Source organism: Gordonia sp. 11cp, from assembly GCF_057767225.1.
Window position 1 is genome coordinate 3,223,702 of the sequence record NZ_CM173437.1, and the last position, 15,052, is coordinate 3,238,753.

General features: G+C 66.5%; 14 protein-coding genes and 2 pseudogenes. 11 read left to right on the forward strand and 5 right to left on the reverse strand.

Features of this window, described 5'->3' with window-relative positions:
- A complete protein-coding gene (locus AC3B6C_RS14430; protein WP_488373256.1) occupies positions 1 to 2,004 on the forward strand; it encodes a vWA domain-containing protein in 2,004 nt (667 codons plus the stop codon).
- Positions 2,005 to 2,040: 36 nt separating this feature from the next.
- On the opposite strand, the gene AC3B6C_RS14435 is transcribed toward AC3B6C_RS14430, so the two are convergent.
- Positions 2,041 to 2,748, reverse strand: a complete 708-nt coding sequence (locus AC3B6C_RS14435; protein WP_488373257.1) for a hypothetical protein — start codon at positions 2,746 to 2,748, stop codon at positions 2,041 to 2,043.
- A gap of 197 nt (positions 2,749 to 2,945) precedes the next feature.
- On the opposite strand from AC3B6C_RS14435, the gene AC3B6C_RS14440 reads away from it, so the two are divergent.
- Positions 2,946 to 3,584 (forward strand): DUF1707 domain-containing protein, encoded by a 639-nt coding sequence (locus AC3B6C_RS14440; RefSeq protein WP_488357485.1) that lies wholly within the window; start codon positions 2,946 to 2,948, stop codon positions 3,582 to 3,584.
- Between the two features lie 4 nt (positions 3,585 to 3,588).
- On the opposite strand, the gene AC3B6C_RS14445 is transcribed toward AC3B6C_RS14440, so the two are convergent.
- Complete coding sequence (locus tag AC3B6C_RS14445; RefSeq protein ID WP_488373258.1) at positions 3,589 to 4,524, reverse strand: AEC family transporter; 936 nt, start codon at positions 4,522 to 4,524, stop codon at positions 3,589 to 3,591.
- Between the two features lie 61 nt (positions 4,525 to 4,585).
- On the opposite strand from AC3B6C_RS14445, the gene AC3B6C_RS14450 reads away from it, so the two are divergent.
- The 4 genes from AC3B6C_RS14450 to AC3B6C_RS14465 all read left to right on the forward strand — a co-directional run bounded on the left by AC3B6C_RS14450 (position 4,586) and on the right by AC3B6C_RS14465 (position 7,560).
- Positions 4,586 to 5,350, forward strand: coding sequence for a DUF4190 domain-containing protein (locus tag AC3B6C_RS14450; RefSeq protein WP_035717775.1), 765 nt, complete (start codon positions 4,586 to 4,588; stop codon positions 5,348 to 5,350).
- 152 nt (positions 5,351 to 5,502) lie between these two features.
- Positions 5,503 to 6,480 (forward strand): DUF4190 domain-containing protein, encoded by a 978-nt coding sequence (locus tag AC3B6C_RS14455; protein ID WP_055475342.1) that lies wholly within the window; start codon positions 5,503 to 5,505, stop codon positions 6,478 to 6,480.
- A gap of 180 nt (positions 6,481 to 6,660) precedes the next feature.
- Positions 6,661 to 6,834: a 50S ribosomal protein L32 gene (rpmF, locus tag AC3B6C_RS14460; RefSeq protein WP_004020060.1), complete on the forward strand. Its 174-nt coding sequence runs from the start codon at positions 6,661 to 6,663 to the stop codon at positions 6,832 to 6,834.
- 117 nt (positions 6,835 to 6,951) lie between these two features.
- Complete coding sequence (locus tag AC3B6C_RS14465; RefSeq protein WP_055475341.1) at positions 6,952 to 7,560, forward strand: trimeric intracellular cation channel family protein; 609 nt, start codon at positions 6,952 to 6,954, stop codon at positions 7,558 to 7,560.
- Positions 7,561 to 7,642: 82 nt separating this feature from the next.
- Here the strand turns inward: AC3B6C_RS14465 and AC3B6C_RS14470 are convergent, their stop codons facing one another.
- The 3 genes and pseudogenes from AC3B6C_RS14470 to AC3B6C_RS14480 form a co-directional block, all read right to left on the reverse strand.
- Positions 7,643 to 7,954 carry a hypothetical protein gene (locus tag AC3B6C_RS14470; protein WP_488376417.1) on the reverse strand — a complete coding sequence of 104 codons (312 nt, stop codon included), beginning with the start codon at positions 7,952 to 7,954 and terminating at the stop codon, positions 7,643 to 7,645.
- Between the two features lie 154 nt (positions 7,955 to 8,108).
- A pseudogene (locus AC3B6C_RS14475) lies at positions 8,109 to 8,564 on the reverse strand (hypothetical protein); the annotation flags it as partial.
- 124 nt (positions 8,565 to 8,688) lie between these two features.
- A pseudogene (locus AC3B6C_RS14480) lies at positions 8,689 to 8,952 on the reverse strand (SDR family oxidoreductase); the annotation flags it as partial.
- 156 nt (positions 8,953 to 9,108) lie between these two features.
- Between AC3B6C_RS14480 and AC3B6C_RS14485 the strand changes: the two are divergent.
- The 5 genes from AC3B6C_RS14485 (at position 9,109) to AC3B6C_RS14505 (ending at position 14,966) form a co-directional block, all read left to right on the forward strand.
- The gene (locus tag AC3B6C_RS14485) at positions 9,109 to 10,032 is read left to right on the forward strand and encodes an AurF N-oxygenase family protein (RefSeq protein WP_010843509.1); all 924 of its coding nucleotides are present in this window, start codon (positions 9,109 to 9,111) and stop codon (positions 10,030 to 10,032) included.
- A complete protein-coding gene (locus AC3B6C_RS14490; protein ID WP_488373264.1) occupies positions 10,032 to 11,660 on the forward strand; it encodes an FAD-dependent oxidoreductase in 1,629 nt (542 codons plus the stop codon). Before AC3B6C_RS14485 ends, AC3B6C_RS14490 begins: the two co-directional genes overlap by 1 nt.
- 140 nt (positions 11,661 to 11,800) lie before the next feature.
- Positions 11,801 to 12,148: a hypothetical protein gene (locus AC3B6C_RS14495; RefSeq protein WP_010843507.1), complete on the forward strand. Its 348-nt coding sequence runs from the start codon at positions 11,801 to 11,803 to the stop codon at positions 12,146 to 12,148.
- A complete protein-coding gene (gene nirB, locus AC3B6C_RS14500) occupies positions 12,148 to 14,646 on the forward strand; it encodes a nitrite reductase large subunit NirB (RefSeq protein WP_488373265.1) in 2,499 nt (832 codons plus the stop codon). Before AC3B6C_RS14495 ends, nirB begins: the two co-directional genes overlap by 1 nt.
- Positions 14,643 to 14,966: a Rieske (2Fe-2S) protein gene (locus AC3B6C_RS14505; protein WP_488373266.1), complete on the forward strand. Its 324-nt coding sequence runs from the start codon at positions 14,643 to 14,645 to the stop codon at positions 14,964 to 14,966. Before nirB ends, AC3B6C_RS14505 begins: the two co-directional genes overlap by 4 nt.
- The last annotated feature ends 86 nt before the right edge of the window (positions 14,967 to 15,052 follow it).

A 15,052-nucleotide genomic window follows, 5' to 3' on the forward strand; every position in this document is an offset into this window, starting at 1 on the left:
ATGGCGCGCAAGAGCTTCCATCGTTCGCGCTACCAGCGTTACGCCGGCGGCCCCGATCCGCTCGCGCCTCCGGTCGACCTGCGCGAGGCGCTGGAGACGATCGGCGAGGACGTCATGGCCGGAGCGTCGCCGCAGCGGGCGCTGCGGGAACTGCTGCGCCGCGGCACGCCGGACATGCGGGGGCTCGACAAGTTGCGCGAGCAGATCAACCGCCGTCGGCAGGAGCTCCTCAAGAAGCGCAATCTCGACGGCACGTTCGCCGAGATCCGCGAACTCCTCGACCGCGCGGTACTCGAGGAGCGCAAGCAACTGGCGCGTGACCTCGACGACGACGCCCGGTTCGCCGAGATGCAGATCGGGAGTCTCCCGCCGTCGACCGCGCAGGCCGTCGAGGAACTGTCAGAGTACAACTGGCGCAGTCCGCAGGCGCGCGGGGACTACGACAAGATCAAAGACCTGCTCGGGCGGGAGCTGCTGGATCAGCGCTTCGCGGGGATGAAGGAAGCCCTCGAGGGCGCGAACGAGCAGGACCGACAACGCATCTCGGAGATGCTCAAGGACCTGAACAAGCTCCTCGAGGCGCACAATCGGGGCGAGGACACCACCGAGGCGTTCGACGAGTTCATGGACGCCCACGGCGAGTTCTTCCCGGAGAACCCCCGTAACACCGAGGAACTGATCGACTCCCTCGCGCAGCGGGCGGCCGCGGCGCAGCAGTTCTACAACTCGCTGACTCCCGAGCAACGGGCCGAACTGGACCAGCTGGCCCAGCAGGCTTTCGGTTCGCCCGACCTCATGAACCAACTGGCACAGATGGATTCGCAGCTTCGGGCGGCGCGACCGGGTCTCGACTGGGACGACGCGCAGTCGTTCTCCGGCGATCAGCCGATGGGACTCGGTGAGGGTGCCGCCGCGCTGCGCGACATCTCCGAACTCGACGCACTCTCCGAGCAGTTGTCACAGCAGTACGCGGGCGCGCAGATGGACGACATCGACCTCGATGCGCTCGCCAGGCAGCTCGGCGACGACGCGGCGGTCGACGCCCGGATGCTGGCCGAACTCGAGAAGGCGTTGTCCGAACAGGGATTCTTCGATCGCACCGCCGATGGTCAGCTGCGGCTGAGTCCCAAGGCGATGCGCCAGCTCGGCCAGTCGATCTTCCGGGACATCGCCGAACAGCTGTCGGGGCGTCGAGGCGACCGCCAGACCCGCCAGACCGGACTACTGGGCGAACCGACCGGCGCCTCCCGTGAGTGGGAGTTCGGCGACACCGATCCCTGGGATGTCACTCGAACGGTCTCGAATGCGGTGCTGCGCACCGTCTCCGAGACCACCGAGCCGTCTCTGGCGACCTCGGAGATGGCGCGGTCGGGTGTGCGCATCGATGTCCGCGACGTCGAGGTCTCGGAGACCGAGAGCCGCACACAGGCGGCGGTCGTGCTTCTCGTCGACACCTCGTTCTCGATGGAGATGGAGGGGCGGTGGACGCCGATGAAGCGCACCGCGATCGCCCTGAATCACCTGATCTCCACCCGTTTCCGCAGCGACGAACTGCACCTCATCGCCTTCGGTAGGTATGCGCGTTCGATCGACATCGCGGAGCTTACGGGTCTGCAGCCGCGCATGGAGCAGGGCACCAACCTGCACCACGCGTTGCTGCTCGCGCAGCGGCACCTCCGACGGTTCCCGAATGCTCAGCCGGTGGTCCTGGTGGTCACCGACGGAGAGCCCACCGCGCATCTCGATCCCAGCGGAGAGCCGTTCTTCTTCTATCCGCCGCACCCGCAGACCATCGCGCTCACGGTCCGCGAACTCGATCATGTCGCGCGAATCGGCGCACAGGTCACGTTCTTCCGGCTCGGCGAGGATCCCGGGCTGGCGCATTTCATGGACCAGATCGCCCGCCGGATCGGCGGGCGCGTCGTGGCACCGGACGTCGACGGTCTCGGTGCCGCCGTGGTCGGCGACTATCTTCGGGCCCGAAAGGGGCGTCGCCGCGGCTGATCTCGGCTCAGCGGAGAGGTCGCGGGGTCGAGGCCGTCAGACCGTCTTCGGTTTCCGGCCGGCGATGATCCAGAGCACGATGCCCACGATCGCGAGCAGACCGCCGAATCCGCCGCCGAGGACCGCGAGCAGCACACCTCCGACGCCGCTGAAGATGCCGGACGCGTCGAGCGATGCGACGACGGCGGGCGAATCGCATCGGAACGAGTAGGTCCCGGATTCGACGACCTCGAAGGAGTCGAACGACTCGACTCCGGAACCGTCGAAGGTGAACTCGGTCGTCGTGTTCGTTCCCGGTGCCAGCGCGGCGGGGCCGGTGATCTCACAGCCCGGCACGCCGTTCGAGGCGCTGGTACTGAACAACTGGAACTCGTCGCCCGCGTCGTAGTACTGCTCGGCGGTCGGATTCACCTCGAACGCCTTGTCCGCCTGGTCGACCACAGTGCCGATGCCGGCGACTGCGAGGACCACTCCGACCGCGACCGACAGGACCAGGATCAGGACGCCGACCATGGTCAGGATCTTGCCCCACCGTCGCATCCCGGCGCGGTCCTTGCGCGGTGGAGGAGGCGGTGGATAGCCGCCGTATGACCCGGGTTGTCCGAAGCCTCCCGACGGTGCGTACCCGCTGTCCGGGAATGGCGACTGCGGGGGATTCGGCTGGCCGTACGGCGGCTGGTATCCCGAGGGTTCCGGTCCCGGCCGGCCGCCGCCGGGCTGGCCCGGATCGTAGGGCTGGTTCATCTTCGCCTCCGATGTACGCCGGTCGGCTGTCTGTCCCGCCCGGACGCGATGAATTATGCCGCTCGGCGGGATCTTTCGTCGGGTAGTTGAGCAGAGGGGTCGTCGAAACGAGATCGCAGATGAGCGTCTCTCGGGGTCGACTCCGGGGGAAAGATCAGGGTGGTTCAGCCGGACTCGGCCAACTAGGGTCTGCAGACGTGACCCAACCCGGTGAACCATCGACTCCCGACGACCGTCGAGCCCGGCTCCGTGCCGCGGACGCGGACCGCGAACTGGTCCACGAGATCCTCTCCGCCGCCATGGCGCACGGCAGCCTCTCTCCGACCGAATACGAGGAGCGTGCCGGAAAAGCGGTGCTCGCCAAGACTTTCGGTGACCTCGATCTCCTCACCGACGACCTCCCGGTGGCTCAGCTCGGCGTCGCGATGCCCGCGGCCAGCCTGTCCCCGGGGCCACGCGTCACGGGCGGGAGCGGGGATCCGGCCGTTCGCCACCGGCTGGCGATCATGTCCGGCAGCGAGTTGTCGGGGACCGCGGTGGTCGCTGATCAGCTCACCGCCACCGCCATCATGGGCGGGGTCGAACTCGATCTGCGAGAGGTGGAGTTCACCGCGCCGGTGCTGACTCTCCAGTGCGTGGCGATCATGGGCGGCGTCGAGATCAAGGTGCCCGACGGGGTGACCGTCGAGATCGGGGGACTGGGCATCATGGGCGGTTTCAGCGGCAGGTCGCAGAAGGCATCTCGGCCCGGCGCACCGGTCGTGCGGGTGACGGGACTGGCGCTGATGGGTGGCGTCGACGTCAAATACGTGTCCCGAGACGAGCCGGACGTCTGACCGTTCAGGCCAGCACGAGGGCGATGACCATGATGGTCGGTATCGACGCGAGCGTCGTGATCAATGCCGTGTCCCGGGCGAGGATCTGGCCGCGCCGATAACGGGTGGCGTACACCAGGACATTCTGTGCGGTGGGCAACGCCGCGATGACCACCTGCGCGAACAGCGCTTCGCCCGTCTGTCCGAAGCCCCAGCGGGCGACGGCGTACACGGTGAGCGGCATGGCGACCATCTTCAGGATGCTCGCCAGTGCGATGTCGCGGCGCGGGCTCTGTCCCTTCTTGAACACCGCCACACCGGTCAGGGACAGGCCGAACGCGAGCAGGGCCGCCGGCACCGAGGCATCACCCAGCATCTTCAGTGGAGACATGACCGCGGCCGGAGGCGTCCAGCCGATCAGCGAGATCGCCAGACCGGCGAGTCCGCCGACGACGATCGGATTCGTGATCGGGGCGACGAGCGAGTCCTTCAACAGTGAGCGTCCCGAATCACGGTCGAGCGCGGTGAGATCGAGCGCGAGCAGTGCCACCGGTGAGTAGATCAGGATCTGGAACAGCAGCAGCGGAGCGATGAACGACGCGTCGTCGAGGACGAAGATCGCGATCGGCAGTCCGAGATTCACGCTGTTCACGTACGACGCCGACAGTCCGCCGATCACGAGTTCGGGGACCGCGCGCCGGAGCCAGAGCCTGGCGATCACCACGTAGACGGCACCCATGAGGAATGCGCTGCCACCGGCGATCACGAGCGTCGCCGAGAAGATGACCGACAGGTCGGAGGTGACCATCGAATGGAACAGGAGTGCCGGGGTGAAGACGAAGAACACCAGCCGGGACAGGACTTCGTGGGCATGGTCGCCGATGACTCGCGTGCGCCCGAGGACGTAACCCACCCCGACTACAATGAAGATCACCGTGAAGCCGGAGATGACGCCAGACACCGGTCGAGTCTAGTCGTTAGGCTGGTGAACACATCGTGTCGGATCTACATGGGGGTTGTGCGTGAGTTATCCACCGGGACAGGGCTCGGGCCAGGGCCAGGACGACTGGGGGACGGTGCCGAGCTCGGGGTCTTCGGGTAACTCGGGTCCCAACCTCAGCAAGGGTGACCAGGGCCAGGGCGCCGCCCCGGAGTACGCGCCGACCGAATACGGCCAGACCTACCAGCCGGGCCCGTCGTCGGACCCCTACGGCCAGAATCCCTACGGCCAGAATCCGTACGGGCAGAGTCCTTCCGGCCAGAGTGCCTATGGCCAGGACCAGTACGGCCAGAGTCCCTACGGATCGCCGTCCGGCAACCAGGGATACGGGACGCCGAGCCAGGATCCCTATGCGCAACCCCCGGGCGGGTCCTACGGGCAGTACAACGATCCGTACCAGGCCGGCCAGGCTCCCGCCTACGGCAGCGCTTACGGGTCGCAGAATCCGTACGGCGCCGCACCCTACGGCGGCGGTTACGGATACCCGGCGCCGCAGAAGAGCACCAACGGCAAGGCGATCGGGGCGTTGATCTCGGGAATCGTCGGTCTGGTCATGCTCGCCGCGTGCTTCCTGATCTCGTTCCCGGTCGGCATCGCCGCGGTGGTCCTCGGCTTCATGGCCCGACGCGAGGTCGAACAAACCGGTGATACGCAGACGGGATCGGGAATGGCGCTCGCCGGGATCATCACCGGCGCGCTGGCCATCGTGGGCGCGATCGTGTGGGTGGTCATCTTCATCGTCATCATCGCGGCCGGCAATTCGACGGACTCCGTCTACTACTACTGAACGAATATCGGGCCGATCGAGCGCCGTGATCATCGACTTCGGCCCAGTTCGGAGCCCTTTTCACTAGGCTGTGCAGAATGCACGGCCGGGTGTGCGTGCACGCATCCACCCTGCGTCGCCCCGCTGCGCGCACAGCTCGTGAAAGGCACCTGATGACCACTCCGACCGGAGGTGGCGATCCGACGGATCCGGCCTCATCACCCACCCCGCCGTCGGACGCCTCGGCAACCGACCCGTCGCCGTGGGAACCGACCCAGAAGTCGGCCGTCCCCGATGCCGAGCCGGACTCCGTACCGGTGACCTCGACACCAGGGGCCGGACCCGACGACACGGAGATTCCCGAGTCGCACAGTCCGGCCGACGGCGTCACCCGTGTCATCCGTACCGGACCTGCCTCGAATCCCCCCTCTGCGCAGCCGGTTTCGCCGCCGCCGGGGACAGGCGCTCCCGGGGCGGGTGGTGGTCGCGGGCCCGGTGGCCCGCCCCCGTCGGGTTACGACTCCACGCGCGTGATCTCGACGCGGCCGCCGGCGGGACCGCCACCCGGGCAGGCGCCGCCACCGCCTCCCCGGCAGGGCCACGGTCCGCAGCAGGGGTTCGGTCAACCGCAGGGATACGGTCAGCAACCGCAGGGCCCCGGGCAACGTCAGGGTTACGGCCAAGCGCAGGGTTACGGGCAACCGCAGGGCCATGGGCAACCCGGCTCCGGCCAACCGGGGTACGGCCCACCGCAGGGATACGGTCGACCCCCTCAGGGTCCGATCCCGGGCCGGCAAGGCCAGCAGTTCACACCGCCCGGCGAGGGCCGCCCTCCTGGATCGGAATCCGCTGAACCCGGCTCCGCCGAGACCACCGGCGACGACGCCGGCGGCTCGTCGACCAACACACTGGCCGTGGTAGCGCTCGTCGCCTCGCTGCTGGGCCTCCTGTGCAGTGGGATCGGCGGCCTCATCGGGCTGGTGCTCGGGATCGTCGCACGCAAACAGATAGCGGCGTCGGGCGGCAGGCAGACCGGGGACGGTGTTGCGCTGACCGCGATCATCATCGGTGCGTTCATCATCGTCGTCTGGGTCGCGTACTGGCTGGTGATCGCGCTGACCGACCTGCAGTCGCCGTGGAGTTACCTCTGAGAAGTGCGCTCACGGATGTCGCCGGATCGGCCATTTTGGAGCTGGACGTCCCCGCCAGGTAGTCTGGTCGGGTTGTGTGCCACGGCCGCGTCGGGTCGAGGGGTGCACTGATGGGGCCGACCCAGTGATGCATGGCGTCACCATCGGCCACGCAGACCACAGTAGGAGAAGGGCTCAACCATGGCTGTACCGAAGCGCCGGATGTCGCGGGCGAACACCCGTAGCCGTCGTTCGCAGTGGAAGGCGGAAAACCCCGCACTGCAAGAAGAGAAGGTGAACGGCGTCCCCGTGCGGATTCCGCGTCGTCTGGTCAAGGCGGCCCGCGCCGGTCTCATCGATCTGGATCGTCGCTAGCCTCGTCCGGTCGCCGTTCCGGCACCGCATTGACGTACCGATGACCGCCTCCGGTCCGACCGGGGGCGGTCATTCGTGTGCCGGCGGTCTTCCCCGTCCCTGATCCTGAGGTGATCCGTGCTGCTCGACGTGCTCAACTTCGCGGGTATCGCGGTATTCGCGGCGTCGGGTGCCATGCTCGGGGTCCGCAAGGACTTCGACATGTGGGGGATCGTCACCGTCGGCGTGCTCACCGGTGTCGGCGGTGGCGTCTTGCGCGACGTGCTGCTCGGCATCACCCCGCCCGCGTCGATCAACGGATGGGGTCCCATCGTCACCGCGACCGTCGCCGGCCTCGTCGTCTTCTTCTTCCATCCCGCATTCACCGCGCTGCACCGATCGATTCTGGTGCTCGACGCGTTCGGGATGGGGCTCTTCGCCGCGACCGGCGCGAGCATCGCCCTCGACGTCGGAGCAAGTGCCTTTGCCGCGACGACCGTCGGTCTGCTCACCGCGGTCGGCGGTGGGGTGCTCCGCGACGTGATCGCCAACGAGGTCCCGCTCCTCCTCCAACCGTTCGACCTCTACGCCGTGCCCGCGGTGCTCGGTGCCGCCATCGTCGCGGTCGGCGCCACCTATACGTCCGCGCCGCACTGGATCTGGCTCGTCGTCGGATCGGTTCTCGCGACCGGACTGCGCCTGGTGAGTCTGCGGTACGCGTTGCGGCTCCCGACCGCACGACGCTGACCGCCCCGTAAACCCACCCCTTTTCCGTGAACCCACCCGGTCCGAGCGCGGTGGATTTGCGGAAAAGGGGTGGGTTTGCCGGTCACTCGATGCCGCCGAATCGAAGCGCCTTCTTGATCTGCGCGTAGAAGCGCGCCTTGTCGGCGAGGTCCGGCCATGTCCACCGCACGACGATGTACCCCTGTGCGCGAAGCTTGTCCTCACGCGTCTTCTCCTTGACCACCGTCTGCCAGGCGGGCTCGGTGCCCAGGCCGCCGCTGTACTTGACCATGCCGTCGAACTCGCCGATCACCCTGTTCGCCAGCAAGAAGTCGACGCGAGCGATGAATCTGCCGTGGTCGTCGACGATCTTCACCTGTTGTCGCGGTACCGGTAGGTCGGGAAACTCGAGCATGACTGCACGACTGAGGGACTCGCCGACACTTTCCGACGATGCGTTCGCGTGCGCCAGCGCGGCGAAGCATCTCGACCCCTTTGAACCCTCGGCACGAGTCGAGGATCTGTCTCATCCGGTCGGGATCGGCGTTGCGTCGAAGCGCGGCATCGAGCACCGCGAGGGCCTGCCGGTTGGTTCCCAGGCGGGCGACATCACACGCCGTGCGCTCGATGGATGTCACCGTGACCCCGTCGACGACCTCGATGTCCGGCGGATCGACGATGGCCTGATGTCTGACGATGTTCGTGGCGCGTTTCCCGACTCTCGGCGACGTCACATGAACCTTCGACAGGTCGGGCCACAGCATCGGCAACCTGTGCATGGCAGCCGAGGACACGTGACTGAAGATCCGACCGGGTCGTCCCGCCCTTGCCGCAGCGATGACGGTCAGACGGTGCCTCTCGATGGCGTGGAGTTCGCTGACCACGGTGAAGTCGGCCATCGCGCCCGGCCAGAGCCGGGCGAGGGTCTTGGTGCTGACCATGCGCCGCAGCTGTTCGTCGCTGATGAGGGTGCCGGCGGTTTCGCTGCGCAGGATCAGGCCGTGCGGGTCGGTGGGTAGGTCCATACGAGTCAGACGCACAAACGCCCCGTCCGGACCCACCTACCGACAAACCCACTCTTTTTCCGCAAACCCACCGAGTCCGAGCGGGGTGAATTTACAGAAAAAGGGTGGGTTTGCGGGTTCGGGACTACTGGGCGATGTACTTGTTCACGGTCCGGTTCAGGAAGTTCGGAATGAACTTGGCGGCGTTCTGGAGGACGAGGGTCTGCGCGCCGACGGAGTAGCTGGTGCGGTGCAGCAGCTTGTCCTGGCGGGTCGGGTGGACCGACTCCCAGATCTTGTCGGCGACCTGCTCGGGGGTGATGCGGATGCCGAGGGTCTTGGTCGACTTCGCGCCGCCGGTCGCGAGTGCGGTCTTGGCCCAGAGCGGCCAGAACGGGACAACTCCGACGCGATGACCTGCGACGATCGGCCTTTGAGCCGAACTTACCGGTGAGTATATTCGCCGATTCGTTTACTCGGTCACACAGCGGTGCTATCTTGACAACACGCATTGTCATTACATCGATCATTGTCACGATCGACGACGACCGGAAGCGAGTTCTCCATGACCGCCGCGATGGAACGCACAGAGAATGTCATCAGCCTGCGTGACGAGGGCACCGAAGAGGTGTCCGCACGACTGCTGGCGTCAGCTGCCCGGCTCTCACGTAACGCGATGACCGAGATCGACTGGTCCAGGCCGATGGACCCGACCAAGTACGGCTGCAGCCCGGAATGGTCGTCGCTGTACGGCACCGAGTACTGGGACGAGCTCACCGAGGAACAGCGCATCTCGGTGACGCGCCACGAGTTCGCCTCGATCATGAACATCGGCATCTGGTTCGAGATGATCCTCCAGGAGATGGTGATCCGCGACCAGTACCTCGGGGACTACCACGGCTCGGAGTTCCAGTTCGCCCTCACCGAGGTCGCTGACGAATGCCGTCACTCGCTGATGTTCGCCAAGGCGTCGGAGAAGATGGTCGGCACCTCCTACCGGCCGTCGAAGAAGGTCTCGCGACTCGGCAAGATCTTCATGCAGACCGCGAAGAACGAGGTCGCCTACGCCGGAATCCTGGTGGCCGAAGAGGTCCTGGACGTGTTCCAGCGCGGCTGCATGCGTGACGACCGGGTGCTGGACTTCATCCGCACCGTCAACGAGATCCACGTCCTCGAAGAGTCGCGCCACATGAAGTTCGCTCGCGAGGAGGTTCGCGATTCGCTGCAGGGCGTGAGCTGGGCCCGCCGCCAGTTCAGTGCATTCGCCGTCTCGGTCGGGGCCTACTACATCGTCACGAGCCTGGTGCAGCGCAAGGCATTCGAGGACGCCGGGCTCGACGCCGACCGTGCAGTCCGCGAGATGCGGAGCAACTCACACTTCCATTCGATGATCCGCAGCAGCTGCGCCCACCTCATGGAGTTCCTCGACGAGGTCGGACTGCTCACCAAGCCCGCCATGCGGTACTACCGGAAAGCGCACATGCTCTGATGTTCGTCATCACCCAATCGTGTTGCAGTGACGCGGCATGCGTGTCGGTGTGTCCGGTCAACTGCATCCATCCGACACCGGAGGAGCGCGGCTTCGGCAGCTCCGACATCCTGCACATCGACCCGGAGGCCTGCATCGACTGCGGCGCCTGCGCCGATGCGTGTCCCGTCGACGCCATCTACCCGGCGGACAAACTCGGCACCCGCGACAAGGTCTTCATCGACATCAACGCGGACTTCTACAAGAACAACCCGGATGTCCGTTCGGGCTGGGCGCCCATCGGCGAAGACTCCGAGTCCTCCGTCACCTATCCGGATGTTCCGAAACTCGATGCGGGACTTCGCGTCGCGCTGGTCGGCACCGGTCCCTCCGGCGGCTACGCGCTGCGCACCCTGCTCGACCGCACCGAGGCGCGGGTCACCGTGATCGACAAACTCCCGACCCCGGGCGGGCTCGTGCGTGCCGGTGTCGCCCCGGATCATCCGGGCACCAAGGGAGTGCTCCGCGGATTCGACCTGCTCTACCGCGACCCTCGCGTCACGATGCTCACCAATGTGACCGTCGGCGACGGCCCGGATGAGATCACGCCGGCCGAGCTCGCCGAGCACTTCGACGCCGTGTTCTACGCGGTCGGCGCGAGTGAGTCACGGCGACTGGGTATTCCGGGCGAAGACCTGCCGGGTTCGACATCGGCCACCGATCTGGTGGCCTGGTACAACGGAGTGCCCGGCGTCGACGCGGGGCCGCCGCTGCGCCGCGGAACGGCCGAAGACCCCGCGATGGGACGTGCCGTGGTCGTCGGTACGGGCAATGTCGCTCTCGACGTCGCGCGAATCCTGGTGTCTCCGCCGGAACTGTTGGCCACCACCGACATCGCCGACCGCGCGCTGGACCTGCTCGCCGAGCAGAACGTACACGAAGTGGTACTGCTGGGTCGTCGGGATCAGGCGTCCGCGGCCTACACCGCGGCCGAATACCGTGCACTGTCGGAGATCCCGGGTGTCGAGGTCGAGGTGATCGACGACGTCGACGGCGCCTCGAGTGCCGAGCTCTCGAGATTCCGTGCACCAGCCGATCCGAATCGTCGCCGGATCGTGTTCTTGTTCCACAGCAGGCCCGAAGAGATCACCGGGGATTCGCAGGTCGAGTCCGTCACGGTGCGTACCGGCGAAGGGCGCCACCACATCGCCACCGATCTCGTGGTCCGTTCGATCGGCTACCGCTCCACCCCGATCCCCGGTCTCACCTTCGACGACGCTCGCGGCGTCTTCAGCAACGTCGACGGGCGGCTCGTCGACGAGACGGGCGCGATCATCCCGGGCGGCTACGTGCTCGGCTGGGCCAAGCGCGGCCCCAGCGGCGGGATCGGCGCCAACAAGATGTGCGCGACGCAGACCGTCGAGGACTTCATCGCCGACGCCGCGGCGGGACGTATCCGACGTACCGAGTGTGCACCCGGCGCGTTCGGGGCCTTGGTGCGCAAGCGCGTCCGGACGGTGATCGGCTATCGCGGGATGCGTGCCATCGACCGTCACGAACGGCGCCGTGGCCTCGAACAGGGCCGTCCCCGGGTGAAGTTCACCCAGGTCGCCGAGATGGTGGGCGCAGCGGGGTGGCGTCGGACCTGAGGTCCACCACCGAGCGCTCGCCTCGGGTCAGGGTGCGGGGTCGTCCGCTCTCCTCGTCGAGCGGGCTCGGTGAGAACCAGACAACGCCGCCGTAACACCGAGGCAAGTCGCATTTCATGCGCCTCCCGGATAGTGGCGGAATGTCGAGCACTCCACACTTCCTGCAGGGTGTCCATGCGTTCTCCGGGACGGGGCTGTCCAAGCCGGGACCGATCGACGCGTCGCTGTCGTTTGTCGTTCCGTCGGGAATGACTGCTCAGCCTCTGTACTTTCGTGGCGGCAACAGCTCCGACGAACTGATCTGCGTCACCTTGATGCGCGACGGGGCACCCATGCGGATGTTCCCGATGGGTGCGCGATCGTCGGTGAACGTGCCGCTGCGGGTCGTCGAGGACGTCGACCCCGATTCCACGCTCGAACTCGTGCTGGCCGCGCCGGACGGGGCGAGCGGCGAGGTCGTCGTCGACTTCGGAATGGTTCTCTTCTGATGCCGGACGACACCACGACGGCGAAGCGGCGCCTGGTCGTCGTCGGCAACGGCATGGCCGGCGCGCGCACCGTGGAGGAGATCATCTCCCGGGGAGGCCGGGACCAGTTCACCATCACCATGATCGGCGACGAGCCGTACGGCAACTACAACCGGATCATGCTCAGCCACGTGCTGTCCGGTGAGACCGCGGTCGACGACGACGACCTCATGCTCAATCCGATGGCCTGGTATCGGGAGAACGACGTCACGCTCTACTCGGGCGACCGCGCCGAATCGATCGACCGGTTCGCGAAGACCGTGACCTGTGCCAGTGGCCGGGTCATCGAATTCGACGTGCTGATCATCGCGACCGGATCCCATACGTTCTTCCCGAACATGGATGGATTGCGGGAGCCCGACGGCAAACTGGCACGGGGAGTGTTCGGGTTCCGCACCATCGAGGACACGAACGGCATGCTGCAGATGGCGGTGTCGCGTGACCACATGCGTGCGGTGGTGATCGGCGGTGGCCTGCTCGGACTGGAGGCCGCGTACGGGCTGCAGACGCAGGGGGTGGCCGTCGACGTGGTCCACTCGCCCGGGCACCTCATGAACCAGCAGCTCGACGAGCGTGGTGGAAAGGTGCTGCGCAACAAGATCGAATCCCTCGGCGTGGGCGTGCACACCGGGAAGCGGACGACGTCGGTACTGCGCAACGACGACGGCACGGTGGCCGGTGTCGGGTTCACCGACGGAGAGTCGTTACCGGCGGACATGATCGTGGTGACCGCCGGCATCCGGCCGAACGTCGAGATCGCGCGCAGTGCCGGGTTGGTCGTCGAGCGCGGTATCGTGGTCGACGACCAGATGCGCTGTGAGGACGAGGCATTCATCTATTCGGTCGGCGAATGCGCGCAACATCGCAGTGAGCTGTACGGACTCGTGGCGCCGCTGTGGGAGCAGGCCGTGGTCCTCGCCGACGTGTTGACCGGGGCGAATCCTCGTGCTGAGTACCATGGTTCGCGGTTGACAACGAAGCTGAAGGTCGCCGGCGTCGACGTCGCCGCGATGGGTGTCAAGGGTCCCGAACGCGAGGACGACGAGTTCGTCCAGTTCTACGAGCCGCGCAACGGTGTGTACAAGAGCGTGGTGGTCCGCGACAACAAGCTGATCGGCGCCATGCTGCTGGGTGACATCTCGAAGGCCAACTTCCTCACCCAGGCCTTCGACGAGAAGGTTCCGCTTCCGGACGAACGCATCTCCATGCTGTTCGACATGGGGACACCGAGCGCCGAGACCGGCGCGGCCGAGCTCTCCGACGATGTGCAGGTGTGCAACTGCAACGGCGTCACCAAGGGTGACATCGTGGCCTGTGTGGCCTCGGGATGCACGAGCGTGGGCGACGTGTGTGCGAAGACCCGCGCCGGCAAGGGATGTGGGTCGTGCAAGGGCCTCGTCGCCGACATCGTCGAACTGGCCGCAGGCGACGCGCTCACCGCCGACGCGTCCGCGGACTGGTACGTCCCGGCGATCCCGTTGACGAAACCCGAACTCATCGATGCCATCCGACGACAGAACCTGCGGTCGGTCAGTGAGGTGTTCGACAAACTCGCACCCGGCGGCGAAGACGCCACGGCCAAGATGCCGCTAGCGTCGCTGTTGCGGATCATCTGGGGTTCGGACTGGAAGCGTGAACCCGGCGCACTGTTCGTCAACGACCGAGTGCACGCCAACATCCAGCGCGACGGCACGTTCTCGGTGGTGCCGCAGATGAAGGGCGGGGTGACCTCACCCGATCAATTGCGCAAGATCGCCGACGTCGCCGAGAAGTACTCGATCCCGATGATCAAGGCGACCGGTGGGCAGCGACTGGACCTCCTCGGTGTGAAGAAGGAAGACCTGCCGAAGGTCTGGGAGGATCTCGGCATGCCGTCGGGGTACGCCTACGGCAAGAGTTTCCGGACCGTGAAAACCTGTGTGGGTACCGACTACTGCCGTTTCGGACTCGGCGATTCGACGCAACTCGGCATCGACATCGAGACGCGCTATCAGGGCCTGGAGTCGCCGGCGAAGCTCAAACTCGCGGTGACCGGGTGTCCGCGCAATTGTGCCGAGGCGCTGTGCAAGGACTTCGGCGTGGTCGCGATCGGCGACGGCAAGTGGGAGATCTACGTCGGTGGCGCCGCCGGCGCCCACATCCGCAAGGGTGACCTCCTGGCGACGGTCGACTCGGCTGATGAGGTGATCCGGTTGTGCGGGATCTTCATCCAGTACTACCGAGAGCAGGGCAAGTGGCTGGAGCGGACGTACGCGTTCGTCCCCCGCATCGGCATCGAGGAACTCCGCGCGATCATCGTCGACGATCGTGACAGACTGGTCGCCGGTCTGCAGGAGGGGATCGACGCCGCGGTCGAGGCCTATGTCGATCCGTGGCTCGACCGCGCCGAGCCGAAATCGCCCGCGCAGTTCACGTCGGCGCTGCCGTTGCTGCCGCTGCCCCAGGTGCCGGTTCGATGACCAGCGTGTCGGTGGGCGCCGGGATCGTCGTGGGCCCCATGGAGGATCTGCAGCTCGGTGAGAGTCGAGCATATGCGGTGCAGGACAAACAGATCGCGGTATTCCGGCTGACCGACGGGACGCTGCGAGCCACCGACGCCGTCTGCCCTCACCGCGGGGGGCCGCTGGCCGATGGGCAATTCGACCTCGGCAAGGTCGTCTGTCCGTTGCACCAGTACGCCTTCGGCCTCGCCGACGGTCGGTGCACGTCGGACGACGTCGGTTCGGTCGATGTCTATCGGGTCGAGGACCGGGACGGCGAGATCGTGATCTGGCCCTAGGGAGCGTGGAGCTCCCTAGGGGTGCGAGGAGCGATAGTGGCCGCAACCATTGCTCCCTGAGGTGCGAGATTGCGCTCTGTTCCGAT